We start from the raw sequence: 17,179 nt of genomic DNA, 5'->3' as shown, positions 1-17,179 counted from the left end.
GTCCCCTCCCCCGTTCCGGACTCGCGATCCTCGCAATTCAACGGTCGGAGATGGCCCCGGATTGCGAGGATCGCGAGTCCGGAAGGACACCTGGGGTGCGGGACGCCGACAGCTCCTGGATCCCGATGACCTTGAGGAGGGCGAGCATCTCGGCCGCGTGGGACCGGGCCTCGGCGGAGTAGACGACCACTGTCTGATCGGCATCGGGCAGGTGCATCGCGTCGCAGTCGAGGGTGATCGGTCCCAGCTGCGGATGGTCGATCGTCTTGGTGTTGTTGCGCCAGGGGGTTGGGGACCCCTCGGCCCACAGCCGGCGGAAGTCGTCGCTCGTCCGCAGCTCGCGCAGGAGCGCCAGGAGGCCCGGGTCGGTGGGGTAGCGGCCGAGAGCCGTCCGCAGGTTCGCCACCGTCTGGGCGGCGGTGACCCGGTGCTCCTCCTCGCCGGCCGACACCCGTCCAGGTGCTCCGAGGAAACGCTGCCAGGCGAGGTTGCGCCGGCGGACGGGCTGGAGGGAGAAGTCACCCATCAACGCGGCCGCCATCGCGTTCCACACCAGGATGTCGCCCTTGGCGCTGAGGACGACCGCGGGGTTGTCCTCGAGACGCTCCAGCAACCGGTGGATGCTCGACCGCACGAGCAGTGTGATCTCACCGTCGCGCGGCTGGGCGACCGCGGCCAGGTCGAAGAGCTCGCGCCGCTCGTCGTCGCTCATCCGCAACGGGCGGGCGAGGGAGCCGAGCACCTGGGCCGAGGGGTGCGGGCCGCGGCCCTGCTCGAGCCGGACGACGTAGTCGACGCTCACCCCCGCGAGGGTGGCGACCTCCTCGCGTCGCAGGCCGAGCACCCTGCGGCGGTCCCCCGCGGGGATGCCGACGTCCTCGGGGCGCAGCTGCCCTCGCGCCCTTCCCAGCACGCGGGCCACCTCGTCTCGGTTCACCCCACCAGTGTGGCGTCGGCCGGGGCTCGACGGGCGCCATCTCACGGGACCGAGGGCCTCCTAGGGTGGCACCAACGGTCCCAGGCTCGTCCCGTCCTGTCGGGGTCGGCCGATCAGGCGCAGGCTGGGTGCATGACCACCACTGCTGCACAGCCCACCAGCACCACCGCCCTGGTCACCGGCGCCAACAAGGGCCTCGGCCGTGAGACCGTCCGCGCCCTCGCCGCCCTCGCCGGCCTCGGCTGGACCGTCTGGCTCGGAGCGCGCGACGAGTCGCTCGGCACCGCCGCGGCTCACGAGCTGTCCGCGGACGGCGCCGACGTCCGCTACGTCGCTCTGGACGTCACCGATGACGCGTCGGTCGCCGCCGCCGTCGCGACCATCTCCGCGGCCGGCGGCCTCGACGTCCTCGTCAACAACGCTGGCATCGTCGAGTCCGCGAAGCCAATCGAGGACGTCGATCCGGCCGACTTCCTGCCCGTCTACGGCGTCAACGTCCTCGGCCCGGTCCGGATGACCCGGGCGTTCCTTGCGTTGCTGCGGCAGTCGGCCCACCCTCGCATCGTCAACGTCTCGAGCGGTCTGGGCTCCTTCGCGGCGACCTCCGACCCGGACCGGATCGAGTCCCAGGTGACCAGCCTCGTCGACACCTCGTCGAAGGCGGCCCTCAACATGATCACGACGCAGTACGCGAAGGCGCTCACCGGCGTCAAGGTCAACGTCGTCGACCCGGGCTACACCGGGACCGACCTCAACGGGCACCGCGGCACGCAGACGGTGGAGGAGGGCGCCCGGGCGATCATCGCCGCCGCCACCCTGCCGCTGGACGGCCCCACCGGCACCTTCACCGAGGGTGCCGGGCCGGCCGCCTGGTAGACCACGTCGGGAGACCTGCGGTCGGTCACCGCGCTGCTGAGAGGGCTGGAGGCGGCAGACGCGTCCAGAGCTCTTCAGGTGACCACTTCTGAACGACCCTCCGCCTGACCGCGCGTCCAGAGCTCGTCAGGTGACCACTTCTGTTCGGCGGCAGCGGTGCGAGCGGCCCGGCACGGCCACCAGACGCGAGCACCCGGCATACCGCGCGGGTATGCCGGGTGCTGGCCTGCCGGGGATCGACTACCAGCCGCGCTCGGCGAGCCGGTGGGGCTGCGGGATCTCCTCGACGTTGATGCCGACCATCGCCTCGCCGAGCCCGCGCGAGACCTTGGCGATCATGTCGGGGTCGTCGTGGAAGGTCGTCGCCTTGACGATCGCCTCGGCGCGCTGGGCCGGGTTGCCGGACTTGAAGATCCCCGACCCGACGAAGACGCCCTCGGCGCCGAGCTGCATCATCATCGCGGCGTCGGCGGGGGTGGCGATGCCGCCGGCGGTGAAGAGGACGACGGGGAGCTTGCCGGCGAGGGCGACCTCCTTGACGAGGTCGTAGGGCGCCTGCAGCTCCTTGGCCGCGACGTAGAGCTCGTCGGGCGACAGGCTCGACAGGCGGCGGATCTCGCCGCCGATCGCGCGCATGTGCGTCGTCGCGTTGGAGACGTCACCGGTGCCCGCCTCGCCCTTGGAGCGGATCATCGCCGCGCCCTCGGTGATCCGGCGCAGCGCCTCGCCGAGGTTGGTCGCGCCGCAGACGAAGGGCACGTCGAACGCCCACTTGTCGATGTGGTTGGCGTAGTCCGCGGGGGTGAGCACCTCGGACTCGTCGACGTAGTCGACCCCGAGGCTCTGCAGCACCCGGGCCTCCACGAAGTGACCGATGCGCGCCTTGGCCATGACCGGGATCGAGACGGCGGCGATGATGCTGTCGATCATGTCCGGGTCGCTCATCCGCGACACGCCACCCTGGGCGCGGATGTCGGCGGGCACCCGCTCGAGAGCCATTACGGCGACTGCTCCGGCGTCCTCGGCGATCCTGGCCTGCTCGGCCGTGACGACGTCCATGATGACGCCACCCTTGAGCATCTCCGCCATCCCGCGCTTGACGCGCGCCGTGCCCCTCGTGTTGGTGCCACTGCCGGTCGTGCTGCCCGTCTCCTGCGCCTGATCTGCCACTGCTCTCAACTGCCTTCTGCGACGTCGCGCTGCTCTGATGACCCACGTCGGGACGGAGCTCCCGATCACTTCCCATGGTAGTGACCACCACGCGAGTCCTCGACCCATGCCCTCGTATGCCGCGTGGCACCTCGGCCGTGCTACCCGTGCGGGTGGCGGGCCACCCCGCGGGCCACCACACGGGCTACCCCGTCGGCTACTCCGCCGGGCTACCCCGTCGGCTACTGCGCGACTACTCCGCGGGCTCGAGGTCGAGGACGAGGGGGAAGGTCGCCATCATGGTGGTCCCGCCCGCATCGCCGGCGAAGGTGCGCAGCGCCCCTCCCGCGTCGCCGAGGGTGTCGGAGAGCAGCTGGAGCCCGAGGTGCCCCGGCTGCGCACTCGCCACCGGCATACCGCACCCGTGGTCGATGACCGACACGGTGGCCCGGTCCCCGTCGATCGCTGCCCGCACCCACGCCTCGGACGTGTTGGCGTGCCTGGCCACGTTGCGCAGGCCCTCACGGACGACGCGGTAGACCATGCGCGCGACCTCCGGGGCCTCGCTCAGCGCCGCATCGAGGTCGATCGAGACGCGCAGACCCGATCCTGCGGCCTGACGCGACAGGTCCTCGAGCGCTTCCGGCAGCCCGCCGACGGAGAGGTCTGCGGGGTAGATGTCGGTCATCAGGGAGCGCAGGGCCTCGATGTCCTGTTGGAGCTGGTCCCCCATCGCCGTGATGAGGTGTCTCGCCTGGTTGTCGGGTGGGAGCTGGTCGAGAACCGTCGGCAGCGCGTACCCGATCCCGGAGAGGTCCTGGATCAGACCGTCGTGCAGGTCCGAGACGATCCGGCGCCGCTCGAGGTCCGAGACGGCCAGGGCGCGCCGCACCAGTCGGGCCCGCTCGGATCGGGCGCGATCCACCCGCCGGGCCAGACCCACCGCGAAGGGCACCATCACGAGCTGAAGCAGCAGCAGGGCCGACAGGGCGACCGCGACGGTACGGACGAGGATCGTCTGCTGCTCGGCCATCATCCGGTCGGTGGACCAGTAGGACTCCATGACCAGCGGGACGCCGTCGGCGTCGTGCCCTCCGGAGTAGACCTCGAGGAGCGGTCCGCTGGTGCGTTCGTCGATGTTCTCCGCCTTGGAGAGGTCGGAGACCGTCGCCTGGACCTCCTCGGTGCCGACGAGGCGGGCCACGTCCTCGTCGAGCGGGAAGGTGCGACCGACCAGGTCCCGCTCGTCGGACCAGAGCACCTGCCCGGAGCTGCTCCACACCTTGATGTGCACGATCGAGCCCTCTGTGATCCGCGGCTGCAGCACCCTGGCGAGCGTCGCAACCCCGGCCGGGTCGCCGGCTCGCACGCGGGCGTCCACGAGCGGAGCCACCGCCAGGTGGGCGAAGGAGCCCCCACGGAGGGTGGCCTCATCGAGCGCGAAGTCGGCCGCGATACCGCGCACGACGAAGATGGTGCCGATACCGACGGCAACGAAGACCGCGACGCTGGACAGGATGAACTGCCGGACCGGCAACCGCCCCATGGCGATGGTCCTGGACCAGGTCCCGAATCGTGGCGGCCGTCTAGTCATCGACCTTGATCAGCCTGAGCCGAATGGCCGTCATCACCGCCTCGAGTTGCGTATGCGCCTCGAGCTTGCCCAGGATCGACTTGATGTGGCCCCGGCTCGTGAGCAGCGAGATCCCGAGCGCCCGCGCCACGGTCGACGCGTCGGATCCTGCGGCCAGCTGCCCGAGCACCTCCGACTCCCGCTGCGTCAGGGGTGAACGGGTCCCGGTGAGCGGCTCGGGCGTGCGCATCGACTCCGTGACGATGTCCGGAGGGACGATGAACCGCGAGGGGTGCGCCGTCCGGACCGCATGGAGCAGGTCGTCGAGGGCACCGTTCTTGGGCATCAGGGCCGAGGCGCCGCACCAGATGGCCCGTTGCAGGAGGCCACGGTCGACATACGCGGTGAGGAGGACGACCCGGACGTGAGGGGCGTCCGCGAGGAGCCGCCTGGTCGCCTGCAAGCCGTCACCGTCGGCCATCCGGAGGTCCATGACCACGACGTCGGGGTCCAGCCGAGCGGCGAAGGCGAGGGCGTCATCGACCCCGTGGGCGGTACCCACGCACTCGAGATCCGGCTGGCTCGTGATGGCCATCGAGATCGCTTCGGCCAGCGTGCGATGGTCGTCGACCACCAGCACCCTCGTGACCGCGACGGAGGGCGGCGCCACGTGATCAAGCATCGACGGCCACCGCTTTCCCCGAGGTGCGTCCCGGGGACAAGTATCAGTGGTCGCGTATGACGGATGACATAGCCGGATCGGGTCATGCAAATACGGGCAATCCTCCTTTAACCCGCGAGACCACCCCCAAGATTCGGTAGGGACCTCCCCCCACGTGGTGGATGACCGCGCCGTCCGGTCAGGACACGCTCGACCCATCGAGGGAAGGTGGTGCCGCGTGGAGCTCTGGACAGAACGCGCGACGGACAGCAGGACCGGGCCCGACAGCGGTAGCGGAGGCGGCGGCTCCCCCCGTCTCATCGTCACCACGTGCGGTGGGCTGACGGTCTCCGGCGACCTGGGCGCCCTCGGGCCCCGTCAGCTCGGAGGAGCGAAGCCGCGGCGCCTGCTCATCGCGCTGCTGCTGACTCCGGGACGCCCCATCAGCAAGGACCGGCTGGTGCGGCTCCTCTGGGAGGGCCAGCCCCCTGTGGGGGTCGTTGGCACCCTCGAGACCTCCGTCAGGGTGCTGCGCAAGCGGCTCGACGGACTGTCCTGCCGCAGCGGGAGCGCCATCCGCACGGTTCCCGGTGGCTACGCCCTCGACCCGGCGGTCGTCGAGCTCGACACGACGCGTTTCAGCGACCTGCTCCGCCGAGCCCGTCGGCCGGAGACCGGCCCCGAGCTCGCCCTGCGGTTCCACGCGGCGGCACTGCAGTGGGTCGAGGGCCCCTTCCTTCCGGGCGAGGAGTCACGGGGGTGGTTGGAGGAGGCCCGTCGTGCGCACGCCGAGCGGGTGGGCCGAGCGCTGGCCGAGGCCGCGGCCTTCGCCGGGCACGTGCAGCGTCACGACCTGGCCGAGCAGTGGGCCCGCGCGTTGCTCGATCTCGAGCGTTTCGACGAGGCCGGGTGGCAGATCCTGCTGGAGTCGATCGAGCGTCAGGGTCGCCCGATCGACGGCATCAGGGCGTATGCCGCCTGCCGTCGCCTCTTCGCCGACGAGCTGGGCTGCGCGCCGGGCGCGGTCATCCAGCACACGTTCACACGCCTCCTCGAGGGGACCTCCTCCGGTGGGGACGGCGGCCTCGCAGCGTTGGTCGACGCCGTCGTCCGACTGCACGACCACGAGCGCCCCGCTCGATCCACGACGCACGGCACCGGTCGCACGGGCGAGGTCGGAACCCCTCCCCCCGACATCGGCGGTGACACGGTCGAGCAGGCCCGCCGCCTCTTGCAGCAGCTCCTCGAGCGGGCTCGCGGCACCGTCCTGCCCGCGCTCTCCGCCTGACGTCGCCGCGCTACTTGACGCCCGCACCCAGCGGGAGACGAGCTCTCGTGTCCGGCCCGAGGTCGGGCGAGCAGCTCGAGACAGACCGGCCGATCCGGGCCGGACCAACAGGAAGCGCTCTCGCAGGTGCTCCGGAGACGATCGAGGTCGACAGATGGACTCACAGCCACGAGTGGAACAGCACGGACGCCTCCTGCGCGGCAGGGCGCCGACCGATCGACCTGACCGACCGGACGGTCCTGGGCCGTCGAGCAGGCGTCGACGGGCCGCCGCGTTGGTGGCCGTCGGTCTCGTGGCAGCGCTCGCACCGGCTGCCCTGTCGACCGACTCCGCGGCTGCCGCCGGTATCACCGGCACCCAGGTGGCGCAGGGTCTCTCGCGCCCGGGTGGCGGAGCCTGGCTGCCGGGCGCCGGCGGTCACTTCTGGGTGTCCGACAACGCGCTCGGTCTGTGCGAGACCGTGCCGGCGAGCGCGAGCACGACCAAGTGCAACGGCACCGCCAAGGGCGGTCAGGTGGTCTACGACGCGACCAAGAGCCTGGTCTACGTGGCCGACACCACGACCAAGACCAACCAGGTGATGCGCTTCCCCTACGCCACGGCGAACGACAGCCTGGGGGGCGCGACGACGATCCAGGTGCCCAACGTCACCGCGGTCGGCGGGGGCACTGGCGGCGGCCGCGCCATGGGAACGACCCTGGTGGTGGCCCCCGACGGCTCGGAACGCCTCTACGTCGCCTACCTCAAGTCGGGCGACGTCATGCAGGTGCTCAACCCGTCGGGCAAGGACCGGACCGGCACGACTGTCACGCCGACGGTGACCCGGATCGGCTCGACGTCGGACGCCCGCGGCGCGCAGGCGCTCCAGGTCTTCACCCGCACGGACGGGTCCGGTGTCCGCCACGACGACCTCTACATCGCCGAGACCGGCGGCTTCGGGTTGTCCGTGATCCGGGACGTGGACGGCACCGCGGGCCGACCGGCCTGCACGCCCGCCGGCCTCTGCACGGCGACGACCGTCACCAACGCCGGCGGCGGTCCGCTCGTCGCGTTCGCGAACGGGCTGACCAGCGACGGACGGGTCCTCTACATCGCGGACGCCCCCCGCAGCACGCCGGCGCAGGTGCTCTCCTACAACCCGGCCACCGGGGCACAGAGCACCGTGTCGACGGACATCAGCCCGGCATACACCTCGGCCTTCGACGGGGTGACCCGCACCACCTACCAGAACATCACCGGGCTGGCCCTCGACCCGGCGTCGCTCGACGTCTATGTCGGCGACGACCCGAGCTTCCCGCTGGCGACTCCGGTGAACGCCCAGGGCCACCTGTGGAAGATCGCCGGAACGGCCTCCCAGCCCGTCGTCACCTCCGTCACCCCGGCCACGGGGACGGTGGCCGGCGGCCTCGCGGTCACGGTGGCCGGACGCAACCTCGTCAACACCGTCGCCGGCTCGGCCGACCCGATCGCCTTCGGCACGGCCATCCGCTTCGGCACCCTGTCGGGCACCGGCGTGTCCTGCCTCGCCGACGGGTCGAGCTGCACGGTGACCAGCCCGGCCGCGACGGGCGCGGGCATCGTGGACGTCCGCGTCACCAATGCGGAGTCGCAGACCAGCCCAGCGGTGGTCGCGGACCAGTTCACGTATGCCGCGTCGGCGCCACCGGCCGGGGCGCCGGTCGTCACGGCGGTGTCGCCGGGTCGCGGCATGAGCATCGGCGGGACGAGCGTGACGATCACCGGGACGGCTCTGGTCAACCCGGACGGGACGGCTGGGGTGAGCTTCGGAGCCGCTGCCGCGACCGGGGTGTCCTGCGTCGCCGCCGGCACCAGCTGCACGGCGGTGAGCCCTCCCGGGACCGACGGAACGACCGTGGACGTCCAGGTGACGACGACGATCGGGACGAGCGCGGTCTCGACGGCCGACACCTTCACCTACGTGACGCCGATCGGGCAGCTGTTCAGCTCCGGCATCACGGCGCCCAAGGGTGGCGTCACCTGGATCCCCGACACCACCTCGAGCACCGGACACTTTTGGGTCTCGGACCACGGAAACGGGCTGTGCCGGCTCGATCCCGTGCCGGGAACCACCGTCGACGCCCCCAACGTCGCCGCCTGCGACCCCGGCTTCACGCTGGGCTCACCGGGGCAGGCCGTCTACGACCCCCGCCCCAACGCGGACGGAAGCCACTGGGTCTACGTCCCGGACAACGCCGTCCGCAGCCCCGGCGTCTGGCGCCTGACCTTCCACCCCGCGACGGCGACCATCGACACCCCCGTCGGGATGGCGCCGGGGCTGTTGGACAACCTCAAGACGAACGCCCTCGCGCTCGACGTGGGGAGGGATGCGCTCTACGTCGGAGACCTCGTCGACGGCAACATCCGCCGGATCAACGCCGCCTTCGGCGACCCGCGGTCGCAGACCGTCGACGTCGTGGCCGTGACCCAGGCCCAGGGCGGTGGGGCCGGAGCCAGTCGGGGAATCAACGGCACCATGACCATGCTCGGGACCCGGATCTTCCTTCCGGAGAACAACGCGGCGACCTACTTCGACACCACGGCGTCGTGCGCCAACCCTGTCGTGAGCCCCAACCCCGCGCCCTGCGCCACGACGACGGTCACCTTCCTCACCACGCCGGCGCCGGTCTTCGTCGCCGGTGTCGCCGCCGATGCGCAGCACCAGGTCATCTACATCTCGGCCTCGCCCGGAGCCGCCAACGCGACGATCTTCCGGTTCGACGCATCGACGATCACGGCGGCCAACCCCGGCGGGACGCCCGGCGTGGTCTACGTGACGAACGGGCGGGTCCCCGCCAGCGGTAGCCCGGAGGCCACCGTCTACTGCTCTCTCACCTGCACCAGGCCGGCCGACCCGGGTCTCGTCCCGGGCGGTCTGGCCGGCTTCCCCTTCGCGCAGGGGTTGTACGTCGACCCGACGACGTCGGCCCTCTACGTCACCGAGGACGTCAGTGCCGGTGCGAGATCCGGACGTGGTCACGCGTGGGTGGTCCCCCGCATCCCCTGACCCGTCCCGAACGGGTGGCCCCACCTCCATGCCCGGAGGTGGGGCCACCTGTTTGTCTGCCGGGCGCCGGGGCCACCTGTGTGCGCAGGACCCCCACTGCCGTGGGGTCCACCCGGAGCAGCGGGTCCACGACCCGGAGAACGGGCCCCCCGCCACGAGGGCGGGGGGCCCGTCAGTGCAACCCGAGGGGTCAGGAGTGCTAGCCGGTCTCGGCGTCGGTCGTCATGACCAGCCCGGTCCCGTGCTCGGACACGTCGAACCCGTCGAGCCAGTCGAGCCAGTCGATGCCGCTGCCCGCCAGTCCGACCACGGTGACGGCGACGAGCGCCACCACAGCGAGACGAAGAGCGTTACCGGACAGGCGCCTTCGGGGCGCGTCTCCGCGAGCGACGGCGACGGCGACGGCCGCGACGAGGGCGACGACCTCGAGGAGGCAGGCCATGACGTCGGCCTCTCCGATGGCCTCGGGCGCCGTGTCCGGCGAGAACGGCAGTCCGACGCTGCGCGACCAGGCCCACACCACCAGGGGCAGGACCGAGACGACGACGGCGACGGCGAGGGCCGGCGTCCGAGGGGGTCGTCGGGAAACGACCACGGCGACCATGAGCTCCGCGGCCGCCAGCACGACGAAGAAGCCGGCAGACGCCGGCCATTCGGTGAGGTGCTCCGGGACGACGGCGAGGTGCACCACCGCGCTGCCCACCAGGGCGACGGCCAGGAGCGGACGGAGGTCCCGACCCTGCTGCCCTGCACGAATCGGCCTACCTCGCAACGTGATTCGACCACCACGAAGGGCGACGACCCAGCCCACGACGACGAGGTTGGTCGCCAGGAGGATCTCGGTGCCCACCGTGACCGCTCGGAGCTGGAGCCCAAAGGTGGCCTGGCGCTGGGAGACCAGGCAGGATCCTGCGCAGCTCCGTCCCATCGACGCCATCGTCTGGACCTGCGCCGCCTGAAGGACGTAGTCGTACCCCGAGCTGATCGCGAGGACCACGGCTCCGGCCAGGGTCCCGGCCAACGTGACGAGGAGGGTCACGCCGATGATGTCGCGACGACGTGTGTCGGGTCGGAGCCGACGTCTCGCCAGGAGGAGGGCGGCGAGGACGGCGAACACGAAGACCGGCAGGAGCATCGTCGACCAGCGCAACCAGGCCGTGAAGGGCGCCTCGGTGCGGTCGATCGACCCGACCGCGCCCCGGAGCGCGGTCGTCCAGAAGCCGTCCGCGTAGTCCATGACGACGGCGAGGGGCAGCACCGTCATCCAGGGGACGGCGGCCTGCTCCGTCGCCTCGACAACGGGCCCCGGCCTGCGCAGGCCGGCGGTCACGGCGTGATCTCCCAGCCGAACATCATCGCGTGGTCCTCGTGGGCGAGGTTGTGGCAGTGCGCGACATAGGGACCGACGAAGTCGCGGAACCCGCGGTAGACGACGACGGACTCACCCGGGTCGAGGGCGACGAGGTCCTCACGCGAGACGTCGTCGGGGTGGGACGGGTCACCCCGGGTAACGTCCTTCTGGTTGCGCATCACGGTGCGGTGCTCTTCCATGTGCAGGTGGAACGGGTGCACCCAACCGCCACCGCCGTTGCGGATCTCCCCCAGGTTGAAGCTGTTGACCTTCTGCTGGGCCAGCGGGGTGAGCCCCGCCGTGTTCTTGAGGCTGGTCGCGACGCCGGTGGGGTCGAACGGCTTGCCGTTGATGAGCCACTCGGTCTCGCCGGCGACGCTGCCCCGTTGCACCTCGAAGATCAGCCGGTTGTCCAGGAGGCTCTGCCAGTTGCTCGGGAGCGGAGGGAGCGGTCGCATGGCCGTGGGGATCTGGCTGTCGTCGGGCGCACTGTCGCCGATGACGAACTTGAGGACCGGCACCTTGTAGGCCGGGTCGGGAGAGAAGCGCGACGAGCTGGTCCACATCCGCCCGTTGGGCATCTTCATGACGTCGGTGAGGTAGATGACGTCGCCTTTGGTCGTCGGCGTGCCGTCCTGGTACTTGGTGAAGTCGATGATGACCTCACGCCGCTTGGCCGGCCACAGCTCGAAGGAGTCGCGGGTGATCGGGAAGGGCAGCAGGCCGCCGTCCGAGGCGATCTGGGTGAACTGCATGCACTGCTGGGCGTCGGGGATGCGGTACTGCCCCTCGAGGTCGTCGCCCTTGTAGCCCAGGGACGCCGATGACTTCGGCCCCTGCGTCGAGCTCATGAGCCTGAACTCGTAGATCCGCGAGACCGAGGCGTCGAGGAACCGGAAGCGGTACTTGCGCCGCTTCACCTCCATCACCGGGTAGGCCGTCCCGTTGACGGTGAAGATGTCCCCGACGAAGCCGTGGTTGGGGAAGTGCTTGTAGAACGTCTTCCCCCACCACTCGGGGTGCGTGGCCGGGTTCCTCGCCGCGGGGAAGTCTCCCATCCCGTCGTGGATGTCCTAGTGGGTGGTGACGCCGTCGTCGAGCCGACAGTCGAAGAAGACCAGCGGGACGTCGTAGTCGACGTCGAAGCTCCCGTCGGAGTGGTTCGTGCGCACGCCGGGGAGCCGCAGGCCCTGACGTTCGTCGCCCATGTCCAGACCATTCTTCGGGTCGTAGATCGGGTAGATCCCGACCATCCCCTTGTAGACGTTCGACCCCGTGTGGTCCATCCGGTGGTCGTGGAACCAGAAGAAGCTCTGCTTCTCGCGGTCGTCGCCCCCGGCGGGCCAGTTGAGATAGAGGTTGTCGACCCACATCCCTGGTGCGTAGCCGGTGTTCTGCGGTCCGTAGCGCATCGAGTAGTGCGGGTTGCCGTCGCTCTCGGGCGCGGTGTGGCCGTTGTGCAGGTGGGTGAGGAACGACCAGTCGGGCGACCCGAAGTCCTGCCGGTCCAGCCCCATCGGGTTCTCGTCCAGGCGGTTGGCGAACCGGACGATCACCGGCTTGCCGTACTCCGCGTTGATGCGCGGGCCGGGAAACGTGCCGTTGAAGCCATAGATCGTGCTCGCGGGCAGAGCCCTCGTGACCCCGGCCGCGACCCTGTTGCCGGAAGGGTCGAACGAGATCGTCGGCTTGCCGTCAGGGCCGATCGGGAGGACCTGCGAGGTCGTGAAGGCGTGCGTCCGCAGCAGCACGTCGATCTTGTAGACGAGCGGGTCGGGAGAGCCGATCTGGTCGCACCAGATCTGGTGCCGCTGGTTGCGCAGCGAGTTCTGCTGGCCTTGACCGGGGCCGGGTGGATCGGGCCACCTGCTGAACTCCGAGGGCGACGCCGGTGCCAGGGCCGCAGGGATCGGCAGGATGTCGTGGAAGGGGGCGAGGAGGAGGGGGCTGGTCGGGAAGCTCTCGACGTAGAAGAGCACGTCGCCGAGAGCGGTCGCCGTGGCTGCGAACGCCCCGTCAGCGGAGAGCAGCCCGCGCTGCGAGAGGTAGGGGACGCCGATTCCGCGGGCCGCCAGGACGGCGGCTCCGGTCATCCCGGCTGCACCGACCCTGAGGAGGAGGCGGCGCGAGAGCGCGCCATCCGGTGGGGTGTTCGTGGACTGGTCGGACACGAGGTCGCTCCTTGCTGTCGGTGGGAAGCCGACAGCAGCGGTCATCCTTGTCTCGCCTCGTCGAGCCTCCGGGGTCGTCGCACCGTAGGAGGAGGGGGTTGGGAAAAGGTTGTGGTTCGGCCCCGCCGGGCGTGGTCAGCCGCCCGAGCACCGGCCGGTGTGCCGCGTGGTCGCTCAGTCGTGCAGCCCTTCCGGGAGGGCGTCGTCGAAGTCGATCGTGCGGGGCATCTCGGCGTGACCGGCGAGCCGGAAGATGCGGACGGAGCGCTTGCTCCGGACCCGCCGCACGTCGATGACGGCGTCGTTGTGGAAGCGTCGGGCCAGCTGCACCCGCACCCCCGCCGCGGAGACGCGTTCGAGCCCCGCCTGGGTCATCTCGTCACCGGAGCGCAGGTCGCCGAGCACCTCGGGGGTGAGCGCGACCTCGAGCGCCTCGCTGAAGTCGGACTCGACGGCCTCGCGTTCGCGCTCGTCGGCATCGGCGTGGGCCAGCGACTCGGCCGCCGCAGCCGCCAGCATCAGGGCCGTGGCCGGGTCGAGGTGACCCGAGTTGGCGAGCTCGAGGGTCGCCTCGGCGCGCCGGACGAGCTGGGCGTCGAGGGCGGCATACGTCGCCTCGACCCGGGCGTGCAGGCGGTCGAGGCGCGCCGCGCTGTAGGAGAGGAACCACGCGAGGGCGACCAGCACGACCGCGACGAGGGCCACCCAGTCGAGGGTGCTCACGAGGCGCCGCCGCGCACCCGGAGGATCTTCGCCCACCGCGGCGTCATGTCGCTCGCGGGACGCACCCTGGAGGCGCCGTCGGTGACGGTCTCGTAGACGGCCATGATGTCGGCCGACACGACCGACCAGTCGAAGTGTGCCGCCCGCTTCCGCCCGGCGGCCGCGAGCCCGCGACGTGCGCCGGGGTCGCGCAGGAGGCGCAGCAGCTGCTCGGCGAGGTCGTGGGGGTCCTCGTTGCGGAACGTCGCCCCGGCCGTGCCTCGCTCGCCCCCCTCGCCTCCGTCGAGGACGCGGACGAAGGCGGGGATGTCGCTGGCGAGCACCGCGGCCCGGGCGCTCATCGCCTCGATGAGGATGATGCCGAAGCTCTCACCACCGGTGTTGGGAGCGAGATAGACGTCGACCGAGCGCAGCAGCCTCGCCTTGTCGACGTCGCTGACCAGCCCGAGGAACTCGCAGGCGGCGGCGACCTGGGGCGTCATGTCGTCGACGACGTCGTCGGGGTCGCCGGGGCCCGCGACGAGCACCCGCAGCCCCGGGAACTCCGCGAGCACCTCCGGGAGGGCCGCCGCGAGGACGGGCATCCCCTTGCGGGACTCCGCCATCCGGCCGAGGAAGGCGACGGTCGGCCGCTCGGCGGTGCCGACCCAGTCGGGGTGCGGCTCGGCGCCGTCGAACCGGTCGACGAAGACCCCGTTGGGGATGACGACCGCGTCACCCCCGACGTGGGTGACGACGGTGCGCCGGGCGTCCTCGGAGACGGCGATGCGCCCGGTGATCTTCTCCAGGCTGGAGCGCACGATCGGGTAGGCGGCCTGCATGATCCGCGAGCGGAGGTTGGCGGTGTGGAAGGTTGCCACGATCGGCCCCTCCGCCGCCCACATCGCGAGCATCGACACGCTGGGGGTGATCGGCTCGTGGAGGTGCAGCACGTCGAAGCTGCCCCGCTCCAGCCAGCGCGAGACCTTCGCCGCGCTGACCGGTCCCATGTTGAGCCTGGCCACCGAGCCGTTGTAGCGCACGGGCACCGCCCGCCCTGCGCTCACGACGTAGTCGGGCAGCACGGTGTCCTCGTCGGCCGGGGCGAGGACGCTGACGTCGTGCCCCTGGCCGAGGAAGACCTCCGCGAGGTCGCGCACGTGGAACTGCACTCCACCGGGGATGTCGAAGGAGTAGGGGCAGACGATGCCGATCCGCATCAGCCGTCCGACCCGGCGAACCGCGTGTGGTCGAGGTCGTCGAGGAAGACCCGTTGGAGCATGTGCCACTCGCTGGTGTGGGCGGTGACGGCGGCGCCGAGGTAGTCGGCGCAGGCCTGGGTCATCGCGAGGACCTTGTCCCTCGTCGACCCGATGTCAGGCGGGAGGATGCGCGGCGAGAAGTCGATCAGGATCCCCTTGCCGCTGCCCGGGACGGCCGGGTTGTCCTCGTAGCGGATGGCGGCGGCATACAGGGGTGCTGCGGTCATCAGCGAGAGGGCGGCCGGGCCCTTGGCCATCCGCGCGCGATGACCGCAGAAGTCGACCTCGAGCCCGCCGTTGGTGAGGTCGCGGTCGCCGACGAGGGCGATGAAGTCGCCCCGGGCGGCCGCCGCGCGCAGCCCCATGAAGGGGTCGGGTCCGCCGGTGAGCGGGAGGATGGTCATGCCGAGCGACTCACGGAACTCGAGGAACTCACGGAACACCTCCTCGGGTTCGAGGCGCTCGGCCACTGTCGTGACGGGGGCGAGCTCGGTCGTCGACCAGGCGCCCGCGAGGTCCCAGTTGCCCATGTGGGCGATGAAGACGACCACGGCGCCACCGCCCGCGAGAACCGCCCGGCACTCCTCCTCGCCGACGATGCGGCACGACCTGGTCAGGGTCTCGGGCGGTAGGTCGGGGAGTCGGAAGGCGTCGCAGTAGTAGCGCATGTAGGAGCGCATGCCGGCGCGCACGAGGGCGTCGAGGGCGGCCGCGTCGAGCTCCGGGCGGACCTTCGCGTAGTTGGCGCGCAGCCGGGCGACGCCGCCCGTCCCCCGGCGCGCGGCCACGGCGGCGACGAGGTCGAACAGCCGGTATGCCGCCCCCGCCGGCAGCGCCCGGACCGCCGACCAGCCGAGGCGGTAGCCGAGGACGACCGCGCGGTCGGTGACACCGTGTCGGAGCTCGCCGAGGGCCAGTCGCCTCACGACGCCTGCGGGTCGATGGCGGCGAAGGCCTGCCGGTGCACGGTGATCATCCGTTGGAGCACGGTGATGAAGCTCGCGACCGCGAGCAGCGCGAGGACGATGCCGAGCAGGACCTTGGGCAGCCCGAACCCGACGAGCCCGGTGGCGACGAGGACGAGCGCCAGCCGGTCGGCGCGCTCGGCGATGCCGACGTTCGCCGTCATCCCGAGTCCCTCCGCGCGGGCCTTGGCATAGCTGACGACCATCCCGAGGATGAGGCAGGCGAGGGCGAGCCCCGCGACGAGAAGGTTGTTGTCGACGCCCTGTCCGGCGAAGTGCAGGACGAGCCCGCCGAAGATGGTGGCGTCACCGACGCGGTCGAGGGTGGAGTCGAGGAAGGCTCCCCACTGACCCTCGCGGCCCGACATCCGGGCCATCACGCCGTCGATGTTGTCGCCGAAGATGAACAGGACGATGACGAGAGTGCCCCAGAGGAACTGTCCACGGGGGAAGAATGCGAGGGCGCCGACGCAGACCCCGAGGGTGCCGACGATCGTCACGACGTCGGGACTGATCCCCAGCCTGAGGAAGAGTCGCGCGATCGGAGTCATGACCTTGGTCCAGGTCTCACGCATGAGTCGGTTCAGCATCGCGGGGCCAGCCTACTGGCCGGTCAGCCCGACCACGCCGCTACGAGTCGCGACCGCGCGTCCTCGAGCAGCATCGGCAGGGCCTTGGTCTGGGCCACGACCGGCAGGAAGTTGGAGTCGCCGCCCCAGCGCGGGACGACGTGCTGGTGCAGGTGGGCCGCGACGCCGGCCCCCGCGACGGCCCCTTGGTTCATCCCCAGGTTGAAGCCGTGCGGCGCCGAGCTGACCTCGAGGGCGCGGATCGCCTGCTTGGTGAGGCGGGTGAACTCGAGGGTCTCCTCGTCGGTGAGGTCGACGTAGAGCGAGACGTGCCGGTAGGGGCAGACGAGCACGTGGCCGGGGTTGTAGGGGAAGAGGTTCATCACGACGAAGCAGAGCGCGCCGCGGTGCACGATGAGACCCTCCTCGTCCGAGAGCGTGGGCGCCCGGCAGAAGGGGCAGCCCTCCCCCGCCTCGTCGCTGGGCCGCTGGCCGCCGACGTAGACCATCCGGTGCGGCGTCCACAGCCGTTGGAAGCCGTCGGCGACGCCGACGAGGTCGTCCGCGGACTCGGCGGGCGGCTGTGTCTCCCCCTCCGGCACGGTCATGCTGCCGATCTTAGGCATGCGCGTCGCGCGGTCGCCGTCCAC

General features: G+C 71.1%; 15 protein-coding genes. 3 read left to right on the top strand and 12 right to left on the bottom strand.

Translation table 11 applies throughout. The features are described 5' to 3' along the window. Positions 1–37 precede the first annotated feature (37 nt). Positions 38–937, bottom strand: coding sequence for a helix-turn-helix transcriptional regulator (locus Q0R63_RS04900; RefSeq protein ID WP_295694849.1), 900 nt, complete (start codon positions 935–937; stop codon positions 38–40). Positions 938–1,069: 132 nt separating this feature from the next. On the opposite strand from Q0R63_RS04900, the gene Q0R63_RS04895 reads away from it, so the two are divergent. Then, positions 1,070–1,813: an SDR family NAD(P)-dependent oxidoreductase gene (locus Q0R63_RS04895; RefSeq protein ID WP_295694846.1), complete on the top strand. Its 744-nt coding sequence runs from the start codon at positions 1,070–1,072 to the stop codon at positions 1,811–1,813. Positions 1,814–2,053: 240 nt separating this feature from the next. On the opposite strand, the gene pdxS is transcribed toward Q0R63_RS04895, so the two are convergent. The 3 genes from pdxS to Q0R63_RS04880 form a co-directional block, all read right to left on the bottom strand. After that, complete coding sequence (gene pdxS / locus Q0R63_RS04890; RefSeq protein WP_295694843.1) at positions 2,054–2,983, bottom strand: pyridoxal 5'-phosphate synthase lyase subunit PdxS; 930 nt, start codon at positions 2,981–2,983, stop codon at positions 2,054–2,056. 232 nt (positions 2,984–3,215) lie between these two features. Beyond that, positions 3,216–4,508 (bottom strand): histidine kinase, encoded by a 1,293-nt coding sequence (locus Q0R63_RS04885; RefSeq protein ID WP_295694840.1) that lies wholly within the window; start codon positions 4,506–4,508, stop codon positions 3,216–3,218. Positions 4,509–4,548: 40 nt separating this feature from the next. Then, a complete protein-coding gene (locus Q0R63_RS04880; RefSeq protein ID WP_295694838.1) occupies positions 4,549–5,205 on the bottom strand; it encodes a response regulator transcription factor in 657 nt (218 codons plus the stop codon). Positions 5,206–5,434: 229 nt separating this feature from the next. On the opposite strand from Q0R63_RS04880, the gene Q0R63_RS04875 reads away from it, so the two are divergent. Then, positions 5,435–6,484: a BTAD domain-containing putative transcriptional regulator gene (locus Q0R63_RS04875; RefSeq protein WP_295694835.1), complete on the top strand. Its 1,050-nt coding sequence runs from the start codon at positions 5,435–5,437 to the stop codon at positions 6,482–6,484. 292 nt (positions 6,485–6,776) lie between these two features. Then, entirely contained in the window at positions 6,777–9,509 is a 2,733-nt protein-coding gene (locus Q0R63_RS04870; protein ID WP_295694832.1) for an IPT/TIG domain-containing protein, read from the top strand. A gap of 199 nt (positions 9,510–9,708) precedes the next feature. On the opposite strand, the gene Q0R63_RS04865 is transcribed toward Q0R63_RS04870, so the two are convergent. The 8 genes from Q0R63_RS04865 to Q0R63_RS04830 form a co-directional block, all read right to left on the bottom strand. Further along, a complete protein-coding gene (locus Q0R63_RS04865) occupies positions 9,709–10,839 on the bottom strand; it encodes a hypothetical protein (protein ID WP_295694830.1) in 1,131 nt (376 codons plus the stop codon). Then, entirely contained in the window at positions 10,836–11,918 is a 1,083-nt protein-coding gene (locus Q0R63_RS04860; RefSeq protein ID WP_295694827.1) for a multicopper oxidase domain-containing protein, read from the bottom strand. The genes Q0R63_RS04865 and Q0R63_RS04860 overlap by 4 nt, the downstream gene beginning before the upstream one ends. Before the next feature lie 15 nt (positions 11,919–11,933). Continuing rightward, complete coding sequence (locus tag Q0R63_RS04855; RefSeq protein WP_295694824.1) at positions 11,934–13,031, bottom strand: multicopper oxidase domain-containing protein; 1,098 nt, start codon at positions 13,029–13,031, stop codon at positions 11,934–11,936. A gap of 174 nt (positions 13,032–13,205) precedes the next feature. Further along, complete coding sequence (locus Q0R63_RS04850; protein WP_295694823.1) at positions 13,206–13,754, bottom strand: hypothetical protein; 549 nt, start codon at positions 13,752–13,754, stop codon at positions 13,206–13,208. Continuing rightward, positions 13,751–14,953, bottom strand: a complete 1,203-nt coding sequence (locus tag Q0R63_RS04845) for a glycosyltransferase family 4 protein (protein WP_295694821.1) — start codon at positions 14,951–14,953, stop codon at positions 13,751–13,753. Before Q0R63_RS04845 ends, Q0R63_RS04850 begins: the two co-directional genes overlap by 4 nt. Continuing rightward, the gene (locus tag Q0R63_RS04840; protein WP_295694818.1) at positions 14,953–15,921 is read right to left on the bottom strand and encodes a phosphatidylinositol mannoside acyltransferase; all 969 of its coding nucleotides are present in this window, start codon (positions 15,919–15,921) and stop codon (positions 14,953–14,955) included. The genes Q0R63_RS04845 and Q0R63_RS04840 overlap by 1 nt, the downstream gene beginning before the upstream one ends. Beyond that, positions 15,918–16,550 carry a phosphatidylinositol phosphate synthase gene (gene pgsA, locus Q0R63_RS04835; protein ID WP_295694815.1) on the bottom strand — a complete coding sequence of 211 codons (633 nt, stop codon included), beginning with the start codon at positions 16,548–16,550 and terminating at the stop codon, positions 15,918–15,920. Before pgsA ends, Q0R63_RS04840 begins: the two co-directional genes overlap by 4 nt. Positions 16,551–16,573: 23 nt before the next feature. Further along, positions 16,574–17,137 (bottom strand): HIT domain-containing protein, encoded by a 564-nt coding sequence (locus Q0R63_RS04830; RefSeq protein ID WP_295694812.1) that lies wholly within the window; start codon positions 17,135–17,137, stop codon positions 16,574–16,576. Positions 17,138–17,179 lie beyond the last annotated feature (42 nt).

The sequence above is a fragment of the Lapillicoccus sp. genome (assembly GCF_025353065.1).
In the GTDB taxonomy this organism is placed as follows: Bacteria; Actinomycetota; Actinomycetes; order Actinomycetales; family Dermatophilaceae; genus Lapillicoccus.
This window is presented reverse-complemented; position numbering and strand designations above follow the sequence as displayed.